Origin of the sequence: Staphylococcus auricularis, from assembly GCF_051172115.1 — a bacterium.
Taxonomy (GTDB): Bacteria; Bacillota; Bacilli; order Staphylococcales; family Staphylococcaceae; genus Staphylococcus; species Staphylococcus auricularis_A.
Map to the genome: position 1 here is coordinate 240,719 of NZ_JBPIZN010000002.1, position 16,561 is coordinate 257,279.

General features: G+C 36.2%; 12 protein-coding genes. 8 read left to right on the top strand and 4 right to left on the bottom strand.

Features of this window, described 5'->3' with window-relative positions; translation table 11 throughout:
* The first annotated feature begins 38 nt into the window (after positions 1-38).
* The 7 genes from ACSBRB_RS05340 to ACSBRB_RS05370 all read left to right on the top strand — a co-directional run bounded on the left by ACSBRB_RS05340 (position 39) and on the right by ACSBRB_RS05370 (position 9,764).
* Entirely contained in the window at positions 39-1,373 is a 1,335-nt protein-coding gene (locus ACSBRB_RS05340; protein ID WP_435031913.1) for a glycosyltransferase family 2 protein, read from the top strand.
* A complete protein-coding gene (locus ACSBRB_RS05345; RefSeq protein WP_435031914.1) occupies positions 1,370-1,723 on the top strand; it encodes a glycosyltransferase family 2 protein in 354 nt (117 codons plus the stop codon). The genes ACSBRB_RS05340 and ACSBRB_RS05345 overlap by 4 nt, the downstream gene beginning before the upstream one ends.
* 3 nt (positions 1,724-1,726) lie before the next feature.
* Entirely contained in the window at positions 1,727-2,479 is a 753-nt protein-coding gene (locus tag ACSBRB_RS05350; RefSeq protein WP_435031915.1) for a hypothetical protein, read from the top strand.
* A gap of 15 nt (positions 2,480-2,494) precedes the next feature.
* A complete protein-coding gene (locus ACSBRB_RS05355; protein ID WP_435031916.1) occupies positions 2,495-4,513 on the top strand; it encodes a CDP-glycerol glycerophosphotransferase family protein in 2,019 nt (672 codons plus the stop codon).
* A gap of 27 nt (positions 4,514-4,540) precedes the next feature.
* Positions 4,541-6,391: a DUF6270 domain-containing protein gene (locus ACSBRB_RS05360; RefSeq protein WP_435031917.1), complete on the top strand. Its 1,851-nt coding sequence runs from the start codon at positions 4,541-4,543 to the stop codon at positions 6,389-6,391.
* Positions 6,392-6,393: 2 nt separating this feature from the next.
* A complete protein-coding gene (galU, locus tag ACSBRB_RS05365) occupies positions 6,394-7,260 on the top strand; it encodes a UTP--glucose-1-phosphate uridylyltransferase GalU (RefSeq protein ID WP_435031918.1) in 867 nt (288 codons plus the stop codon).
* A gap of 320 nt (positions 7,261-7,580) precedes the next feature.
* Positions 7,581-9,764 (top strand): bifunctional glycosyltransferase/CDP-glycerol:glycerophosphate glycerophosphotransferase, encoded by a 2,184-nt coding sequence (locus ACSBRB_RS05370; protein WP_435031919.1) that lies wholly within the window; start codon positions 7,581-7,583, stop codon positions 9,762-9,764.
* Positions 9,765-9,901: 137 nt separating this feature from the next.
* On the opposite strand, the gene ACSBRB_RS05375 is transcribed toward ACSBRB_RS05370, so the two are convergent.
* The 4 genes from ACSBRB_RS05375 to ACSBRB_RS05390 all read right to left on the bottom strand — a co-directional run bounded on the left by ACSBRB_RS05375 (position 9,902) and on the right by ACSBRB_RS05390 (position 14,720).
* A complete protein-coding gene (locus ACSBRB_RS05375) occupies positions 9,902-10,252 on the bottom strand; it encodes a hypothetical protein (RefSeq protein WP_435031920.1) in 351 nt (116 codons plus the stop codon).
* 6 nt (positions 10,253-10,258) lie between these two features.
* Entirely contained in the window at positions 10,259-12,001 is a 1,743-nt protein-coding gene (locus tag ACSBRB_RS05380; protein ID WP_435031921.1) for a helix-turn-helix transcriptional regulator, read from the bottom strand.
* Between the two features lie 447 nt (positions 12,002-12,448).
* Positions 12,449-13,201 carry a DUF4811 domain-containing protein gene (locus ACSBRB_RS05385; protein WP_435031922.1) on the bottom strand — a complete coding sequence of 251 codons (753 nt, stop codon included), beginning with the start codon at positions 13,199-13,201 and terminating at the stop codon, positions 12,449-12,451.
* 1 nt (position 13,202) lies between these two features.
* The gene (locus ACSBRB_RS05390) at positions 13,203-14,720 is read right to left on the bottom strand and encodes an MDR family MFS transporter (protein WP_435031923.1); all 1,518 of its coding nucleotides are present in this window, start codon (positions 14,718-14,720) and stop codon (positions 13,203-13,205) included.
* A 148-nt stretch (positions 14,721-14,868) separates the two neighbouring features.
* Between ACSBRB_RS05390 and ACSBRB_RS05395 the strand changes: the two genes are divergently transcribed.
* A complete protein-coding gene (locus ACSBRB_RS05395) occupies positions 14,869-15,441 on the top strand; it encodes a TetR/AcrR family transcriptional regulator (protein ID WP_435031924.1) in 573 nt (190 codons plus the stop codon).
* Positions 15,442-16,561: the final 1,120 nt, after the last annotated feature.

The following is a 16,561-nucleotide window of genomic DNA, read 5'->3' on the forward strand; positions in this document are numbered from 1 at the left end:
AGTCATATTAAGTAGAATACAACTAGGATGATGCCCAGATGTTTACGATTATTATTGCTGTATATAATGGCGCAAGTACGATTAAACAGACGATAGACGATCTCATACACCATTTTGATTTCCCATGGTTACCGATTGAAATTATAGTTGTCGATGATGGAAGTACGGATGATACTGCACACATTTTATCAGCCTATCAAAACCACAAGCATATTAAACTATTACATCAAGCAAACCAAGGTGTGAGTGCAGCACGTAACTTAGGATTGGCACATGTGGATGATGCAAGTGAATATATTATTTTTGTAGACGATTCTGATCGATTAAGCCTTCATTTTCTACAACAAAGTATCCAATGCTTTATCGAAAACGAAGCAGTGAATATCGCGGTCGCGCCCATTGTGATAGAAGAACAAGGTCGACAACGCGTTTCCATGTTAAATCAGAAGTTCGAACAAAGTGAAGATGTCATCGATATAACGTCGCAGCCTCGTGCAGTACAGTTTCATATCGGAGGGGTCGTGTTTAGACGTTGTATTTTTGATCGAGGATACCGCTTTGACACGGCACTCTCATATTGGGAAGATGCCTTATTAATTAACCAAGTGTTAATTGAAGAAGGAAAATACGGATTGATTAGAAACGCATTTTACTATTATGACAGAAATAATCCCCAATCATTAAGTCGTGAAAGCTGGACATCCGCAGATCGCTATATTAAACATATTGAAAATAATTACTTTGAGTTGATTGAACAATCTGAAAAATCACATGGATGTGTGCTCCCTTATGTGCAATATTTAATTGCTTTGCATTATTTGGAATATTTATTGGAGCATAATCAATCGCAATTAAACAAGCGCTTTGTGTTGGAAGATCCACGTTGTAATGAAATTTCTGAAATTTTGTTTCGTTTTATCTCAATTTCGGTGATTCAACAACTCGATTGTCCAAATCGATGTAAGGCGTATTTATATGCGCTCAAGTCCTTACCATTTCCGTATCAAACTCATTATCAGCATATACAGTTACTCCTTCATCATATTAAGATGAGCCGGCGTCAAATATGCTTTAGCTTTTCTGATGAGAGTTATGGTATTCCTGTTGATTCGAAGGTCGAAATTATCTCGAAAGCGAGCGAGGCAATCGCCCAACTATATCGGACGAAACGTGTTTCAATGTGTGGAGAAGAAATTGAAGACTTTTCGCTCAATTTGTATTCAGCTAGGTTAAGTTGGTTACAGTTGATAGCTGGGTTTGAAGCGGAAATACATGATGAAGCTGCCCATCAAGTCATTAAAGTCAAAAGTCCTTCCGTGTTAGCACGTGGCATACGTAGAGTTACGAAAAAGATCAAAGGAGTTAGCTCATGAAAATATCAGTGATTTTACCCGTATATAATGTCGGTGAATATATAGAAGCGTGTTTAGATTCATTGCTGCATCAAACGGTGGGTCAAGACAATCTAGAAATCATTATTGTGGACGATTGTTCTACAGATGATACGCAACAACGTGCAGAACGTTATCGTGATCAATTCAATCACTTTATTTATTATCGTTATCCTGAAAATAATGGTTCTCCAGGTAAACCGCGTAACAAAGGAGTGGCGCTATCTCATGGTGAGTTTATCCATTTTATGGATCCTGATGACATTTTAGAACCCAATGCGTATCAGTTATTACTTGAACATATGCAGCCTCAGGATGACTTTGTGATGTGAACGATGCAATCCTTTAATGAAGATGGGTCGACGTTCCAACATACGACGTTTAAACAACATAAGTTAAAGAAACGATATACATCAGTGTCATTGGTTGAAGTGCCGTTCTTTGCTCAAGTTAAAATTGGAGTCGTTTTAAAATTAATAAGAAAAGCTTTCTATGAGAAAAAACAAATTCAATTTACAGAAGATCTGCGAAATGGTGAAGATAAGATTGTTGATACTTTGTTATATACGCGTGCGAATGCCTTTAGTTACATCCCTGAAGTCATCTATCACTATCGCAATCGAGATGTAGGAGAGAATAAGTCATTAACCCATCAAGCAGTCATCGATTCAATAGAAAATGACATCATCGCATATGAACTGTGTGCACCTCATTATGATACAGAAGCATTAGCATTCTTTAAAATTAATGCGTTACGTTCATTACTATGGAAAGTGCTTGATCCCGAATTTGAATTGTTAACAGAAAGTGAACAGCTACGTTGTATGGAAGGGATACATCAGGTCGTTTCTGTATATGACGCACAAGTATTAGACCTATACTTGAATAATGAAAAACCAATCGTGAATCTTATTCATCATAAAGCCTATGCATTGGCGATTGAATACGCGGCGTTGCTAAGAAAACGTCGTGAAAGCTATTACCGCGGCACTTATTTAGTTCGGAAGAAAAACGAACAACAACAGTTTAAACATTCTAGAAGTTATCAATTAAGTCTAATGATGCAGAAATTACACTTATTGAAGTAACGTGGAGGTTATGAAATGCGGATATTACAACTTCTATTCCATCATCAAAATCGCAATATCACACAATTTTTACGCTTTGAACAACAAGATTGGTTTGATCACACGATAGTCTATAATCCAGCCGATTCAAAACCCAACATCGATGTGGACTTAACTGAATATGATTATATTTTCTATAACAATGTTGATTTTGAATTTGAAGCTGCAGCTGTCGAAGAAGCGATACGACAAATGGAAGCGCAACAAGTGGATATTGCCAAACTCACTCTTAAAAATATCGAAGCGATCACTTTATATGATTTTACGCAATCTGACATACGTGAGTTATTTTCAAGTGTCATTATTAAAGCCAATGCATATCCTGAGGCATCATTAATCGCAAAATATTATCTCGCACAGTTGGAATCAAGTCATAAACTTTATATCGAATCGAACTATATTGGCCGTGATTTACGTAATCTGTGGTACAAAGAAGACATGTTATATGGTTTCATTGATTTACTTGAGCATGTGCCTGCCACTACTTTTGTGCATTGTTTTATTGATGATAGTGCAGTGATTCGATATGTTGAGCGTTTATTTAATCACAAATCATTTGAAAAGGAAATCTCTCAAGCGCTGCAACAACGCACCTTTGATAGTATTAGAAAGCTCATTGCAGTCTGTCCAGGCTTTACAGATGAAGAGACGTCAGAGATGTATGTATTCTATCGTTTACTCGAGCAACACTTTGATGAGGAAGCAATCAATGCATTGGTGCTATACCGAAGTGAAAGCTATTGGCGAAAGCAAGTAGAAAATATTGAAGCCAATTACGATGTGGATTATATCGATATTAGACAGAGTGCTGCGTGGAAGAAGACTCAGAAGTTTAGGAATGTAAGAGGGCAAGTGAAGAAGTGCATGCGTAAAGTAGAAAAAGCAGGATTAAAACTACTAGCTTCACGAATCAAACGTGATTTAAAGAAACCGATATGGCTTATTTCTGAACGTACGAATACAGCGTCTGATAACTCATATTTCTTCTTCGAATATTTGCGAAAACAGCAAAACGAAGTCGCGGCTTATTATTTAATTGATAAAAATGCGACAGATGCAATAGCAAAGTTATTACCTTTAGGACATGTCGTCTATTTAAAGAGCTTCAAACATAAATTGATGATGTTGCTTGCAGACCAATACATTACGTCATTTACTATTGAAGAAACGATGATGCCTTATCATGGCAAGTTATATCGAGCGCTTTACCAACAAGAATTGGCCGCTAAACACATCGTCTCTATTCAACATGGGATGATCATTCACAACATTGCGCCGTATTTGAGTAAAAATGATTATCTCGTAGATTATATAACGGCTAATAGTCAATACGAACGTCAGATTATCTGTGAAACACTGGGTTATAAACCAGAAGAGGTCTTGATCACGGGGATGGCAAGGCATGATAATTTATTGAAACATCGCCAATTTAACGATGAGATCTTATTCATGCCTACTTGGCAACGTGGACTTCAAAACCTTTCAGTCGCTCAGTTTTTAGAAACAGAATATTATCTGAAGCTCAAGGAACTCGTGACAGATAAACGATTGGTAGATTATTTAGAGAAGCATCAACTCAAATTAAATATTTTAATGCATCCACAGTTTGAAAAATATGCGCGTTATTTAACGAGTGAACACCCACTCATCCAATATCTAAAGACCGAACAAGTGGAGATTCCAGATATGGTCGCTTCTTGTAAATGCTTGATCACCGATTTTTCATCAGTCGCAGTAGATTTTCTTTTCCAGCAAAAGAATGTCATCTTTTATCAATATAATAAATACGCTTCACATCACGTGGCATCTAAGACAATTCAATACAGTGATATCGGACAAGTTGTCAGTAACTTAGATCAATTCTTTGAAGCATTACAAACGATCAGTGAACATGACTTTAAACTATTACCACCGTATCAAGCCTCTTATGACAAACTGTTCGAAGTGAAGTCACAAACGAGAAAAGCATTATTCGAAACGCTTAAACAACTGTAAATCAAACAGTAGTGAGAAAGGATTACTATGTCGAACATCAAATTAAAACGTGATCAGAAATTAATCATCCCAAAAGAACAAGCATCAGAAAAGCTGAAATATCACTTTGTTGATGGTGTCGGAGAATTTGTGAAGAAATATTCACTACCTTATCGCGATACGAAACATAAGATGGTGGTTGATTTAAAACAGTGGTTTGGGGCAAATGTGACAGAAGGTACTACGTTAATTATAGAACTTAAAACATCGTGTGATATGGATAAGACGTTGACGACACTCAACCCTTTATATGATGTGACGTTATTATCCAGAGGCCAACAATTACATGTGAATGTGACGCCTAAATCATTCGATCAAACATTAAAGTTAGAAAAAGACGTATGGAAGTTAGATAACGGATACAATTATCAGCTTAAGTTATGCAAAATGGTCAATGAAACGTCGAAGTATTATACAGCATCGTTTCCATTATCTACAGAAGATTTACAAGGCGATGCGCTAAAATTATTGGATATCATCGAGCAGCATCCGGTCAATCAATGTTGGAAAATATATGCAGAACGTTACGATAAACGCGGGAATCGTGCAGAATCGTCTGTCCAACTTTCGACATTGTATCAAGCGTTACATGAAGCATTTGAAGTGGCAGGGATTGATTATCATGAAAAGCATAATTACTTAAAACGTCGTATTAAAGGATTGAGCGAGCAGTTTAAAGTCAATGAAGTGAAAGCGGATAAGACAGGGTTATCACTACAACTGAATCAATCAACACCGGATTTAAACTTATACTTAGCGCTTAGACAGCGACAAGGCAATATGTTTGATTATCAGATATTGTCGACTTTATCACTTTCGGATAGTGAAGTGGTGCTCAATGTTGATACGTTAAACATACAGCACTATCTCAAAGAAGGGGATAATATTGACCTATTAGTAGGGACGACAGAAGCGGAAGCGACGTATGTATCATTAACGGCAGACGTGTCGTTAACCAAAGCTAAGGTTCAGCTAACGCCACATATTCAAGGTACAGTATACGTAAATGGTAGAGGCGCATTGAGCCTTTATCTCAGAGGTAAGACAAAGGAAGCTGATGAATCAGCGACGCGCATCGCAGTCTTAGGTACGTGTTTTTCTCGCAATGCGCTAAATTCAAGCGACTATTTTAATCCACAATATAAGCATTTCGTCGATTGTGTGTATACGCAATTTCACAGTACCCTTGAAAGTTGTATCAACGAAACAGAAGCGCCGGTTCAATTATTAGATTTATATAAAGAGAACCCTGATTATCAGTACATTGAGACGGATATGAAGCATTTATTTTTCGAACAATTAGCAGAAAAAGCACCTGACTATCTTATCATAGATTTATATGCTGACGCGATGGTACGAACAATTGAACTCAATAATGGCGCACATATTACTTATAACTACATGATTAAAGAAGAACAACGATTGGGTGATTATGTTCGAGATTGGCGTAGAGATTGTCTTAAAGATGAAGAGGCTTTGATATCACGATGGATTCCTGTACTCGATGCATTTATGAAACGTTTATCCAACATCATCCCTTTGGATCACGTTATTTTGAACCGTGGTCGTTTATCGGAACAGTATTATGATGACGATGGTACGATTAGACAATTTGGAAGTATCGATCAAGCTAGACGTTCGAACTATTATTGGGAAAAACTAGATAATATATTGTTAACACGTTATCCTGAAGTTAAGGTGCTTGATATAACCCATTTACCTTACCATTCAGATAAAAACTATCCTTTTGGTTTTTCTTACTCACATTATGAATCAAAATATTACCAAACGTATTTTGATGAATTGATTAAACTACTCTATTTAGCGAAAGGAATTTGACTATGAAAAAAGTAAAAAAAGCACTGATTCCAGCGGCTGGTTTAGGCATAAGATTCTTACCTGCAACGAAGGCGATGCCGAAGGAAATGTTACCGATTCTAGACAAACCAACCATTCAATATATCGTAGAAGAAGTAGCTCGCGCTGGCATCGAAGACATTATTATCGTAACTGGTAAACATAAACGCGCGATTGAAGACCATTTTGATAGACAACAAGAGTTAGAAAGCGTCCTTGAAGCAAAAGGAAAAGATACTTTATTAGAAAAGGTTCATGATGCAACGAATCTCGCAAATATCTTTTATGTCCGGCAAAAAGAACAACTCGGTTTAGGTGACGCGATTTATACAGCGAAACAGTTTATCGGTGATGAACCGTTTGCGGTGTTATTAGGCGATGACATTGTTGATTCAGAAACACCAGCGATTCAACAGCTTATTGAACAATATGAGGAAAATGACGCTTCAGTCATCGGTGTTCAAACGGTGCCCGAATCAGATACGCATCGTTATGGCATTATTGATCCTGGTCAACAAGATGGTAGACGATACGAAGTGAAACAATTTGTTGAAAAGCCTGCACAAGGCACTGCACCTTCTAATTTAGCGATTATGGGTCGTTATGTGTTATCACCAAAAATCTTTGATTATTTAGCAAATCAAACAGAAGGTAGCGGGGGCGAAATTCAGCTGACGGACGCAATCGAACGCATGAACCATGACATGAAAGTGATTGCTTATGATTTTGAAAGTCAACGTTACGATGTTGGTGAAAAGATTGGTTTTGTGAAAACGACAATCGAATATGCATTGCGTGACGAAGAAATGAAAGATGAAGTCATGCGCTTTATGCAACAAAAATTAAACTAATTCAGTGACAGCGTTTCAACTGTAATGCGGTGACGATATGTTGAAACGGATAAAATGATGAGCTAAACCCACCTCCGAGTTGAGGTGGTTTTTTAGTCGTTATTATGAGATTTAAAGAAATACCCAGGAAAAGTACATCGAGCCCACAATCAAACATGACGTAGACAATTCATCTAACTCTAGTAATAAAGATTTAATTATTTTTACTAGAAGTTGCAACGTTATGGCTTGTTATTGATAGTTGTTGTATATATAATTATGAGAAATATATTTAGATTAATCACAGATATTAACTTCTAATAAAGAGGAAGCGGGTTAATATGAAAAAACTATCTCTCATCGTTCCGTATTACAATAATCAAGATAACATTCAACTCTGTTTGGAAAGCATTTTACAACAAACAGAGCAGAATTTTGAGCTCATTTTAATTAATGATGGTTCAACGGACGATTCAGAACACATCGTCACGACGTTGCTTAAACAGTATGATCAACCCCATATTCACATCAAATTAGATGATAATTATGGCCATGCAGTAGCGAGAAACAAAGGTCTCGAACAAGTTACGACACCGTACTTAATGTTTGTCGATGCGGACGATATTTTAGCGCCGTACAGTGTCGCGTTTTATTTAAATGAGATCGACCATGAAGATGCAGTTGTAGCACCGATCTCAGCATTTACACCTGATCGTCCAGACACACTTGATCAATCTAAAGTATCCGTTTACGCATGTAATTCAACTGCTGATACGCAATACTTATTACGTGAGGCCACGGTCTGCAACATCGTTTTTAAAACGGCTATCATTAAAGGACATCAACTTCAATTTGATTCAGGGTTAGCTATTTTTATCGATCAACCGTTCATGATGCAGTATGTGAAATATGTTGAACATTTTAAATATGTCGAAGGTGCACATTTTTATTACAGAGGCGAGGTCATTTATCCGTTTGAAAGTCCGAATTTATCCATGGAAAGCTTCGATGTTCAATTTAAAGATTATGTCACGAGCTTTTTCCGTAGCTTAAACCTTGCGCCGCATCAAGTACACAGCACATTGTTGAAAAAACGCATGGTCCAAGTGCTGATGGATGCCTTTGATCCTTCACGTGAGGACATCAAAGCACGTTATGATCAATATTTTCCATTGTTACAAGCGGTAGTTAAAAGTACAAAGCGTCAGATCTTACAAACGAAACGTCCATTATTTATTGCGAGCATGCTACTGGTATATGGTGACCGTCCTCAAAAAGTCAAACGATTTAGCACCTTTAGATATGTTCTTAAACATTTGAAACGCCTTATTTTAGGAGGTAAAGGGAAGGCGCTGTCGAAATATCAGTTGTATGATCGTGAAGCGAAAGTTGATCCTCATACGATTGTCTTTGAAAGCTTTAACGGGAAAAATTATAGTGACAGTCCAAAGTATATCTACGAATATATGATGCGACATTATCCGCAGTTTAATTATATTTGGGTATTTAAAGACCATTTACAACATAAAGTGCCTGGCCCAGTAACGAAAGTATTAAAAGGGTCGGATGCCTATTACAAAGCATATGCAAAAGCAAGCCACTGGGTGACAAATGCACGTTTAGCACCATCGCTCAATAAAAAAGAGAATCAAACGTACTATCAAACATGGCACGGGACTCCATTAAAACGTTTAGCGGGGGATATGACCCATGTCCGTATGCCAGATACAACAACAGCTCAATATAAAATAAATTTCAGAAATGAAACGGCACGCTGGGATTACTTAATTTCACCGAATCGCTATTCGACTGAGATTTTCCAATCTGCCTTTTGGATGGAGCCTGAACGTATCTTAGAGACGGGCTATCCACGGAATGATATTATCGTGAATCGTCAGCATGATGCAGACTATATCCAACAAATTAAAGTGAATTTAAATATTCCTTTAGATAAAAAAGTGGTTATGTATGCGCCGACTTGGCGTGACGATGAATATATTGAAAAAGGGAAATATGCCTTTCAGTTGAAGATTGATCTCGCAGAAATGTATGCACAACTCAGTGAAGATACTGTGTTGCTGTTACGCATGCATTATCTTATTGCTGAACAATTAGATCTCAGTGGGTATGAAAGCTTTGCGTTTGATGTCTCTAATTATGACGATGTATCGGAATTGTTTTTAATCAGTGATGCATTAATCACAGATTATTCATCGGTGATGTTTGATTATGGCATCTTACAACGTCCTCAGCTCTTTTTCGCTTATGATTTAGAAAAATATGATGAAGCGTTACGTGGGTTCTATATGGATTACTTAACTGAACTGCCAGGACCCATCATCAAGGATGCACATACATTAACAGCACAATTGAAAGATCTTTCTCAAATTAAAGCAACGTATAGTGAGCAGATCAAGACATTTGCAGCGCGGTTCTGTCATCTCGAACAAGGCACAGCTGCGAAACAAATCGGGGATCGTATTGCCCGGGAAATATTAGGAGATGAAGCAGTCAATAGTGATTGATTTAGTGTAATTAAAAATAAATACGACGGAACTTTAAAAGACATGTTGAACGGCAACCCCAACATGTCATCAGTAAATATAGGAGTGGTACGATGAAATCCATGTGTTGAATACAGATTTCGTCGTGCCACTCTATTTTAATAGTGTAAAAATGTTTTATAGTGCAATGAATGATTTTGTAATTTGATCTCAAAATAACCATTGTGTTTCAGTGTTTCAATCTTTGCGCTCATGTGGTTCGACTCGTTTAATACCTTGATGATTGAAGGATTTAAGTACACATGATCCATAGTCGATGGGATAGCATTTTCAATTGTACCGAATTCTTGGTTTAATACACGGGTAAAGATTGTCGTTTGTGTTTGTGATTCATGATAGACCTTCACTAAACGAGAGACACGTTGTTCATCATTGTATTCTGTGGCACCGAAGAGCAACAGATGGTATTGGTTGTCCCGCTTACTCACAATACCAAAAGGTGTCAACATGACTTGTTAGCCGATAAATTGTCTTAGCAGTTGGTAGATGTGCACGACTGGCATTTTACAGAGATGATGGTTGAGTAAGGTGATTTGATCATTATCTTCTGACTGTATTGGGTAACCGAGGCCTCCAATATGTTGACTGATTTCGATGATAAATTGGGTTAAATGCACATTGATTAAGTGACAATGAGATTCATAATAGGCCCGGATACCACTGTGTGTCATTTGATTAAACACGAGTTGCTTGGCTTCTGTCCCAAACTGTTTAATAAACTTCTGTATGTTGTCTTTAATGCTTGAAGTCGTATGGTATTGTTCAGCATTTACACATAAATATTGGTTAAAAGTGATGAGGTCAGATTCGATAAAATAAAAATCAATGCCGACTGATTTTAATGATTCTAATGTATAGTCTGACAGTTTCGTTTCAGTTAAATAATGATCGATGATGTAGGCGAAACGAATGGAAGGTAATTTACTTTGAGCGCTTCTGCGTATCAGAGCGATATCATTTAATGGTGTTTGCGCACTATTGAATAATAAAGTCAGAGAAGCAAAATGTTGGGTCGTGATCGTTCCTGCGTCTAATAGTTTCGATAAAAACTGTTCACATCGATGGTAAAGTGCAATGGAGTCGAGTTGAAACGTCACATGACAACCGTTGTCGATCAATTCCTTTAACACGATTAATGCATAGTAAGAATGTAGTTCCTCAAAATCTGATTCCGTTAAGTGACGAATAAGTAGATTCGGAACGGCGAAGCGTTTTAGTTCAATGTGATCAAAATACTGATGTGTATATTTAACTAAATCTACTAGATAATCCACATGGATGTAAGTTTCTATAGGTGGAATCGCGTGCACTTCTTTTAAATTTTTGAGGTGTAAACTTCTCACTTCTACTTCATTGAGTTTAGATTGTAATTTCTGGATGTCTTCATGATACGCGGCATAATCGAATGGAAGGATCTGCAAGTCTCCTTGATTTTTTAGGTGTAATGCGCGGTAATCCATTGTATATTGACGCGGTGTTTGATAGAGGTACCGTTGAAACTGTTTCGTAAACGTAGCCATATTGGTATAACTAAATTTATGGAAGACCTCGTTCAACATGAGACTATTTTGTGTTAAATCTAACAATGATAGAGAAATGCGCAACGATGCAACATAGTCTTTGTAATTCATTCCTAAATGTTTACTGAATAGAATCGAAATATAAGACTGGGAGATGAAAAAATGATTGCTGAGATCTGAAGTCGAGATATTTTCATAGATGTGTTGATTCGTAAACGCCAAAAGTTTACGTATTAAAGGTTTTTCCGTTTTAATCACCGGCATATACACTTGTGTTAACGGAATACGTGCTTCTTTAATTAAAAAATCAATAATTTTAAGGATGTTGCTTGTTTCAATCGTTTTATTCATAAACTTCGGTGCAACATTCTGTAAAATGAGTGATTTCAATTCGAAAGGACTTTGAATTTGCGCGAAATCAAAATAAGAATGGGAGATGTCATCAAACCGTTTAACGAACCAGGTTAAAGGAATGCGTAATTCCACTAAGTCTCTGCTGTCATGAATTTGATATAGATCTGAATTATTGATAATGATTCCAGAATGTATATTATAGTGCTTGCCGTTACGTGTAATACTGCAATGATAGGATAAGGGAAACAAAATAATTACTTCATCGATACAACGTTGTAGAGTGGTATGTATATTACTATGAATGGTTAATGTTGAGATAGCCATAAATAAAATCACCTTTTGTCGTAAAAATCTTCTGGTTGTATTAGGGATATTTTACAATTTACGCTAGCATCATTGATCACTGAGAAAAAAATTTTCATAAAAAGATAGTTTTTAAGTATTAAAGGACGTTTTTATTAATATGAAAGTAACTGAATTCGAATCGTAGTAATAAAAAAGGGGATAAAATTAAAAAAAGAGAGCTTTTAATTATGAATAGATCTCAAATTAAGTAATATGGAGTATAGACCTTAATATGTAAAGAAAACAAGGCAGCCCATGCTATGATAATGACGATGAATGTGAGTGTAAATGATTAAGTATAGGTGTCAATGTAAACATTAACACAGTGCTATCATATGGCTGCCTGTTTTCATAATTATTATATAACTAACCTAGTAATGTGACAATATTAATTTCAGAAAATTCCTATATTTATAATCTGTGGAATTAATCTTGTTCAGAAATCATCTGTTTGATTTGTTTTGTAACTTGGATTTGTGTTTGATGTTCTACATAATCTTTGACTTGTTGTTCTGAAGCATCTGGATGTTGTTTTTTATATTTCATTGCTAATTGCTGAGTCATTTGTTGTTGTTTTTTAGGATCCATTTGTTGCTGTGCATCTTTTTGAGACTGCTGTAGTCTTTTCGCTTGGTCAGCGCTAAGCACGACCCACGTATCTTCTGGTACAGTGACGGTTGTTGTAGATTTAATTAGCTCTTGTTGATCGTTACCGAAATTCAATAAAAATTTATAGAAATCGGATTTCCAAACCCATTCTTCTTTCGTCGTTTGTTGTGTCGCTTGATCCGTATCTTTCACTTCATATTTCGCTTGTTTTTTCACTGCTTCTGACATATGTGATTTATCCATATTAGGTTTAAAATGTGGTTTTGCCTCTTTGTCATTTTCATTATTTTTGAAAACCATGACATAGTTGTTGGTATCTTCACCAATTTCATTCGCAATCAGTAGATGAGTAGGTAATTTTTGATCTCCTGCACTGTAAATTTCTTTTTTACCTGAGGTTGTCACTTGTTTTTCCATACCCCAGTGATGTGTCATATTTGCAGTAATCGCAATAATTTGAAGTAGCAATGCAAGGGTAGATAATGTACCCAAAATATAACGCGTGATTTTATGAGGAATTAAGAGCCAACTTGCAAAGACACATAACGCTAAGACAATCGTTATTATCATATTATTTCTCCTCACTTTCTGCTGAATTCATTTTCAAGAACGGCACGATGATGACGCCGACTAAGGCAAAGCCAATACCGATGATAAATGCGGTATTAAAGCCGTCTACTGAAGCTTGTTGCGCGAGTTCAGCAAATTTTAATGGATTACTTTCTTTTAAACTAGATGCTGGCATGTGATTATTAATCATATTTTGAGTGATGGATGTGAGTAATGCGACCGCAATCGATGAAGCAACTTGTCTGGCGGTATTATTTACTGCTGTACCATGCGTTCCTTTTTCAGTAGACAAGGCGTCCATCGCATTCGTTGTTAATGGCATCATCAGAATGGCAACACCAAACATACGCACGGCGTAAAGTACGAGAATCAATGTTGGTGAAGTATGATCTGTTAAAAAGCCAAACGGGATAGAAGCCAGTGTCAATATCGTAAAGCCTGCAAATGCTAAGCGTTTAATGCCAATTTTGTTATAAAGTGCACCTGAAATCGGTGAGATAAAACCTAACATGAGCGCACCAGCTAATAACGTTAGTCCTGATTCAAAAGGCGTAAAGCCGTGAATATTTTGTAAGTACGTCGGTAACATCATTTCAACACCGAACATAGCCATTGTGACAACGATCAATCCAATGGTTGCGATTGTGAAACCTTTTGTTTTAAAGACACGTAAATCTAAGAACGGATCTGAAGATTTTAACTGTCTAATCACAAAGAACGTTAAAATGATGACACTTCCGATGATTGGTAAAATGACGTAACCTACGCTGTCCCATCCTTCTGTTGCAACGTTTGAAAAGCCCCATAAGAAGAGTCCGAGACCGATACATGAAAGGACGAGTGAATAAATATCTAATTTCAGTTTGCGATTTGGAATGACATCTTTCATGAAGAAGAAACTTAATACAAATGCGATAGCAACGATGATAATTGGTAAGACGAAGATGTTTCTCCATGAATCTGTAATCGTAAGGCCGAGAATGACATGATCTTTATTGAGGATCCATCCGGCAAATGTAGGACCCATCGCAGGCGCTAGCCCGACAGCTAAACCGCTTAAGCCCATCGCAACGCCACGTCGGTTTGGTGGAAACATGTTAATGATGATGATTTGCATCAATGGCAACATGATACCCACTGCCACAGCCGTTACAATACGACCAGTTAGAAAGAGTGCCCATCCTTCTGTTTGAGAAGGGGCGATAGCGGTTAAGATTAATCCTAAGAGTAAAATGGCATATGAACTCACATGTAACCATTTTGTAGAAATGCGTGTTGCGAGAAATGCAGATAATGGAACCATGATTCCATTAGCAAGTAAGAACCATGTCGTTGCTTGTTGCGCAGTGCTAAAGTCAATATCAAAATCTTCCATTAAAGTTGGTAATGCGGTACCTAAAGACGTTTGCATTAATGCACCCGCAAAGGTAGCTAACAAAATAATACTCATGATCACGGTTGGTCGATAAGGTTGACCATGAATATCTAAATGTCTATTATTGTTTGCTTGAGTAGACATGAACAAGCCTCCTAAATTTCTTATATTGAATACTTTGGCACTATAGCAAGGTTTACGTTATGAGAACAGCACAAAATGAAATACCTTGTACAATTTCAAACAATATGTTTGATTTTGTGTTATATTGAGTTTGAAAAGGAGGAACTATATGGGGTATGAAAGAAAGACCAATTTGACACAGCGACGTATTAGAGAGAGTTTGATTGCATTACTTGAACATACAAAATTCGATTTAGTTACGGTCAATCAAATTGTTAAAGAAGCAGAAGTGACCCGAAGTACCTTTTACAGATATTATGAAGATAAATATGATTTGCTTTCAGAAATTGAAGAAATGATCGTATCACATATCAACGACGAGAGAGTGAAAATACAGCGGGAATTTCCTGAAGAAGATATCTTTAATGTAGAGATGTACAAACAGATTTTTCAGTCCCTAGAACCTTATTCTGTGGCTATACAACGGCTGCTCGGCCGTAATGGGGATTCTAGTTTTGAAATGAAATTAAAAAACCAAATTGCTAAACGCTTTTTTGCGTTAGAAGAAATGCAACACGTGTCAAAAGTACGTGGAGATTTAGTCAGAGAATATATTTTTGTGATATTGATTAAGACATTTCAATATTGGTCTAATAATAAAGATGATATCGATATCGATGAAGTGGCAGCGACATTGCGTGATATCCAACTCGTCGGATTAAAAAAGGCGATTGGTATATAGAATGTGTAGTAAGAACCTATAGTTATACAAATCAAAAAAAGGAGACGACTCAAACCATTTAGGTTGAAGTTCGTCTCCTTTTAATGATGCACTATGTAAGATAAAACAAAACTCAAATATTTTAGAAACAATTTAGTGCATAGAATAACATATATGAAAACTTTCTACACAGAATAAAACCAGAGTAATAATGGCGAACAAGGTGAATAACCCGTTGTAGAGATCATATTGGAAAAAACTCACGAAAGACCAGTTACCTAACGTGATAATATATGAAGCGCCAGAAGTATTAATATGAAAGGCATCTAACAGAAAGAGGACGACAGCGATAATAAATAAAAAACACAATACTGCGATAGCTAAACTCAGAAGGTTGGACCATTGAGATTTTTTTATCATGATATATCACCTCTTTGCCTACATTATATTATGAATAGCGAACGTTTAGTTCGATTTTACAAAAAGTTTACGTATTTTTTATAAATCGTAGACAAATGTCACAGAACAAATGCAAATCCCATCAAAGAGGGATGTAAACAACTTGCACACACCATTCTACAATTATCAAATAATTGTGAATAGGGTTAATTGCTTAATAATTATGGTTTTGTGTAACTTTATATTAATCTATGTTAGAATATAAGTATAGATAACATTAAACTACAGTTATTATTTATCCTCCAATATGCTTTTTTAGAAAGACGGAAAATGTGTTATCTTTTTTAATTTTCCGAATATATTTGCTTATTGAATTTTGTAGCAAATATACAATTACTTTTTCAAAATAAACCAAAAAGTGATTTAAATACATTTAAAAATCGTATTAAAAATGTTACCGTTTGCAATGGATTAAAATAAATTTAAGTGGTTTCTAACTATGAACAATTTGTCACAACTTAGTGATAAAACAGAATAAAAGCGTGGTTTACCGATGAATTTTCCAATTGAAATTTCCATCATGCGTCTTTTTTTAGGTCTCAATGAAGGCGATTTGCTTAATAAACACACTTAACACTTCAAAAGGGATATTTTACATCGGGGATGATTTGTGAATCGCTTCACAAAAATATGATGTTTATAGTATTATATTATTTGAAATCGCTTACTTATTATTTATAGA

Excerpts from the sequence above, each read along its gene's own strand:
- ACSBRB_RS05360 (WP_435031917.1), top strand. The coding sequence starts at position 4,541 with ATGTCGAACATCAAATTAAAACGTGATCAGAAATTAATCATCCCAAAA.
- ACSBRB_RS05395 (WP_435031924.1), top strand. The coding sequence starts at position 14,869 with ATGGGGTATGAAAGAAAGACCAATTTGACACAGCGACGTATTAGAGAG.
- ACSBRB_RS05375 (WP_435031920.1), bottom strand. The coding sequence starts at position 10,252 with ATGTTGACACCTTTTGGTATTGTGAGTAAGCGGGACAACCAATACCAT.
- ACSBRB_RS05345 (WP_435031914.1), top strand. The coding sequence starts at position 1,370 with ATGAAAATATCAGTGATTTTACCCGTATATAATGTCGGTGAATATATA.
- ACSBRB_RS05380 (WP_435031921.1), bottom strand. The coding sequence starts at position 12,001 with ATGGCTATCTCAACATTAACCATTCATAGTAATATACATACCACTCTA.
- ACSBRB_RS05355 (WP_435031916.1), top strand. The coding sequence starts at position 2,495 with ATGCGGATATTACAACTTCTATTCCATCATCAAAATCGCAATATCACA.
- ACSBRB_RS05385 (WP_435031922.1), bottom strand. The coding sequence starts at position 13,201 with ATGATAATAACGATTGTCTTAGCGTTATGTGTCTTTGCAAGTTGGCTC.
- ACSBRB_RS05390 (WP_435031923.1), bottom strand. The coding sequence starts at position 14,720 with ATGTCTACTCAAGCAAACAATAATAGACATTTAGATATTCATGGTCAA.
- ACSBRB_RS05350 (WP_435031915.1), top strand. The coding sequence starts at position 1,727 with ATGCAATCCTTTAATGAAGATGGGTCGACGTTCCAACATACGACGTTT.
- ACSBRB_RS05340 (WP_435031913.1), top strand. The coding sequence starts at position 39 with ATGTTTACGATTATTATTGCTGTATATAATGGCGCAAGTACGATTAAA.
- ACSBRB_RS05370 (WP_435031919.1), top strand. The coding sequence starts at position 7,581 with ATGAAAAAACTATCTCTCATCGTTCCGTATTACAATAATCAAGATAAC.
- galU (WP_435031918.1), top strand. The coding sequence starts at position 6,394 with ATGAAAAAAGTAAAAAAAGCACTGATTCCAGCGGCTGGTTTAGGCATA.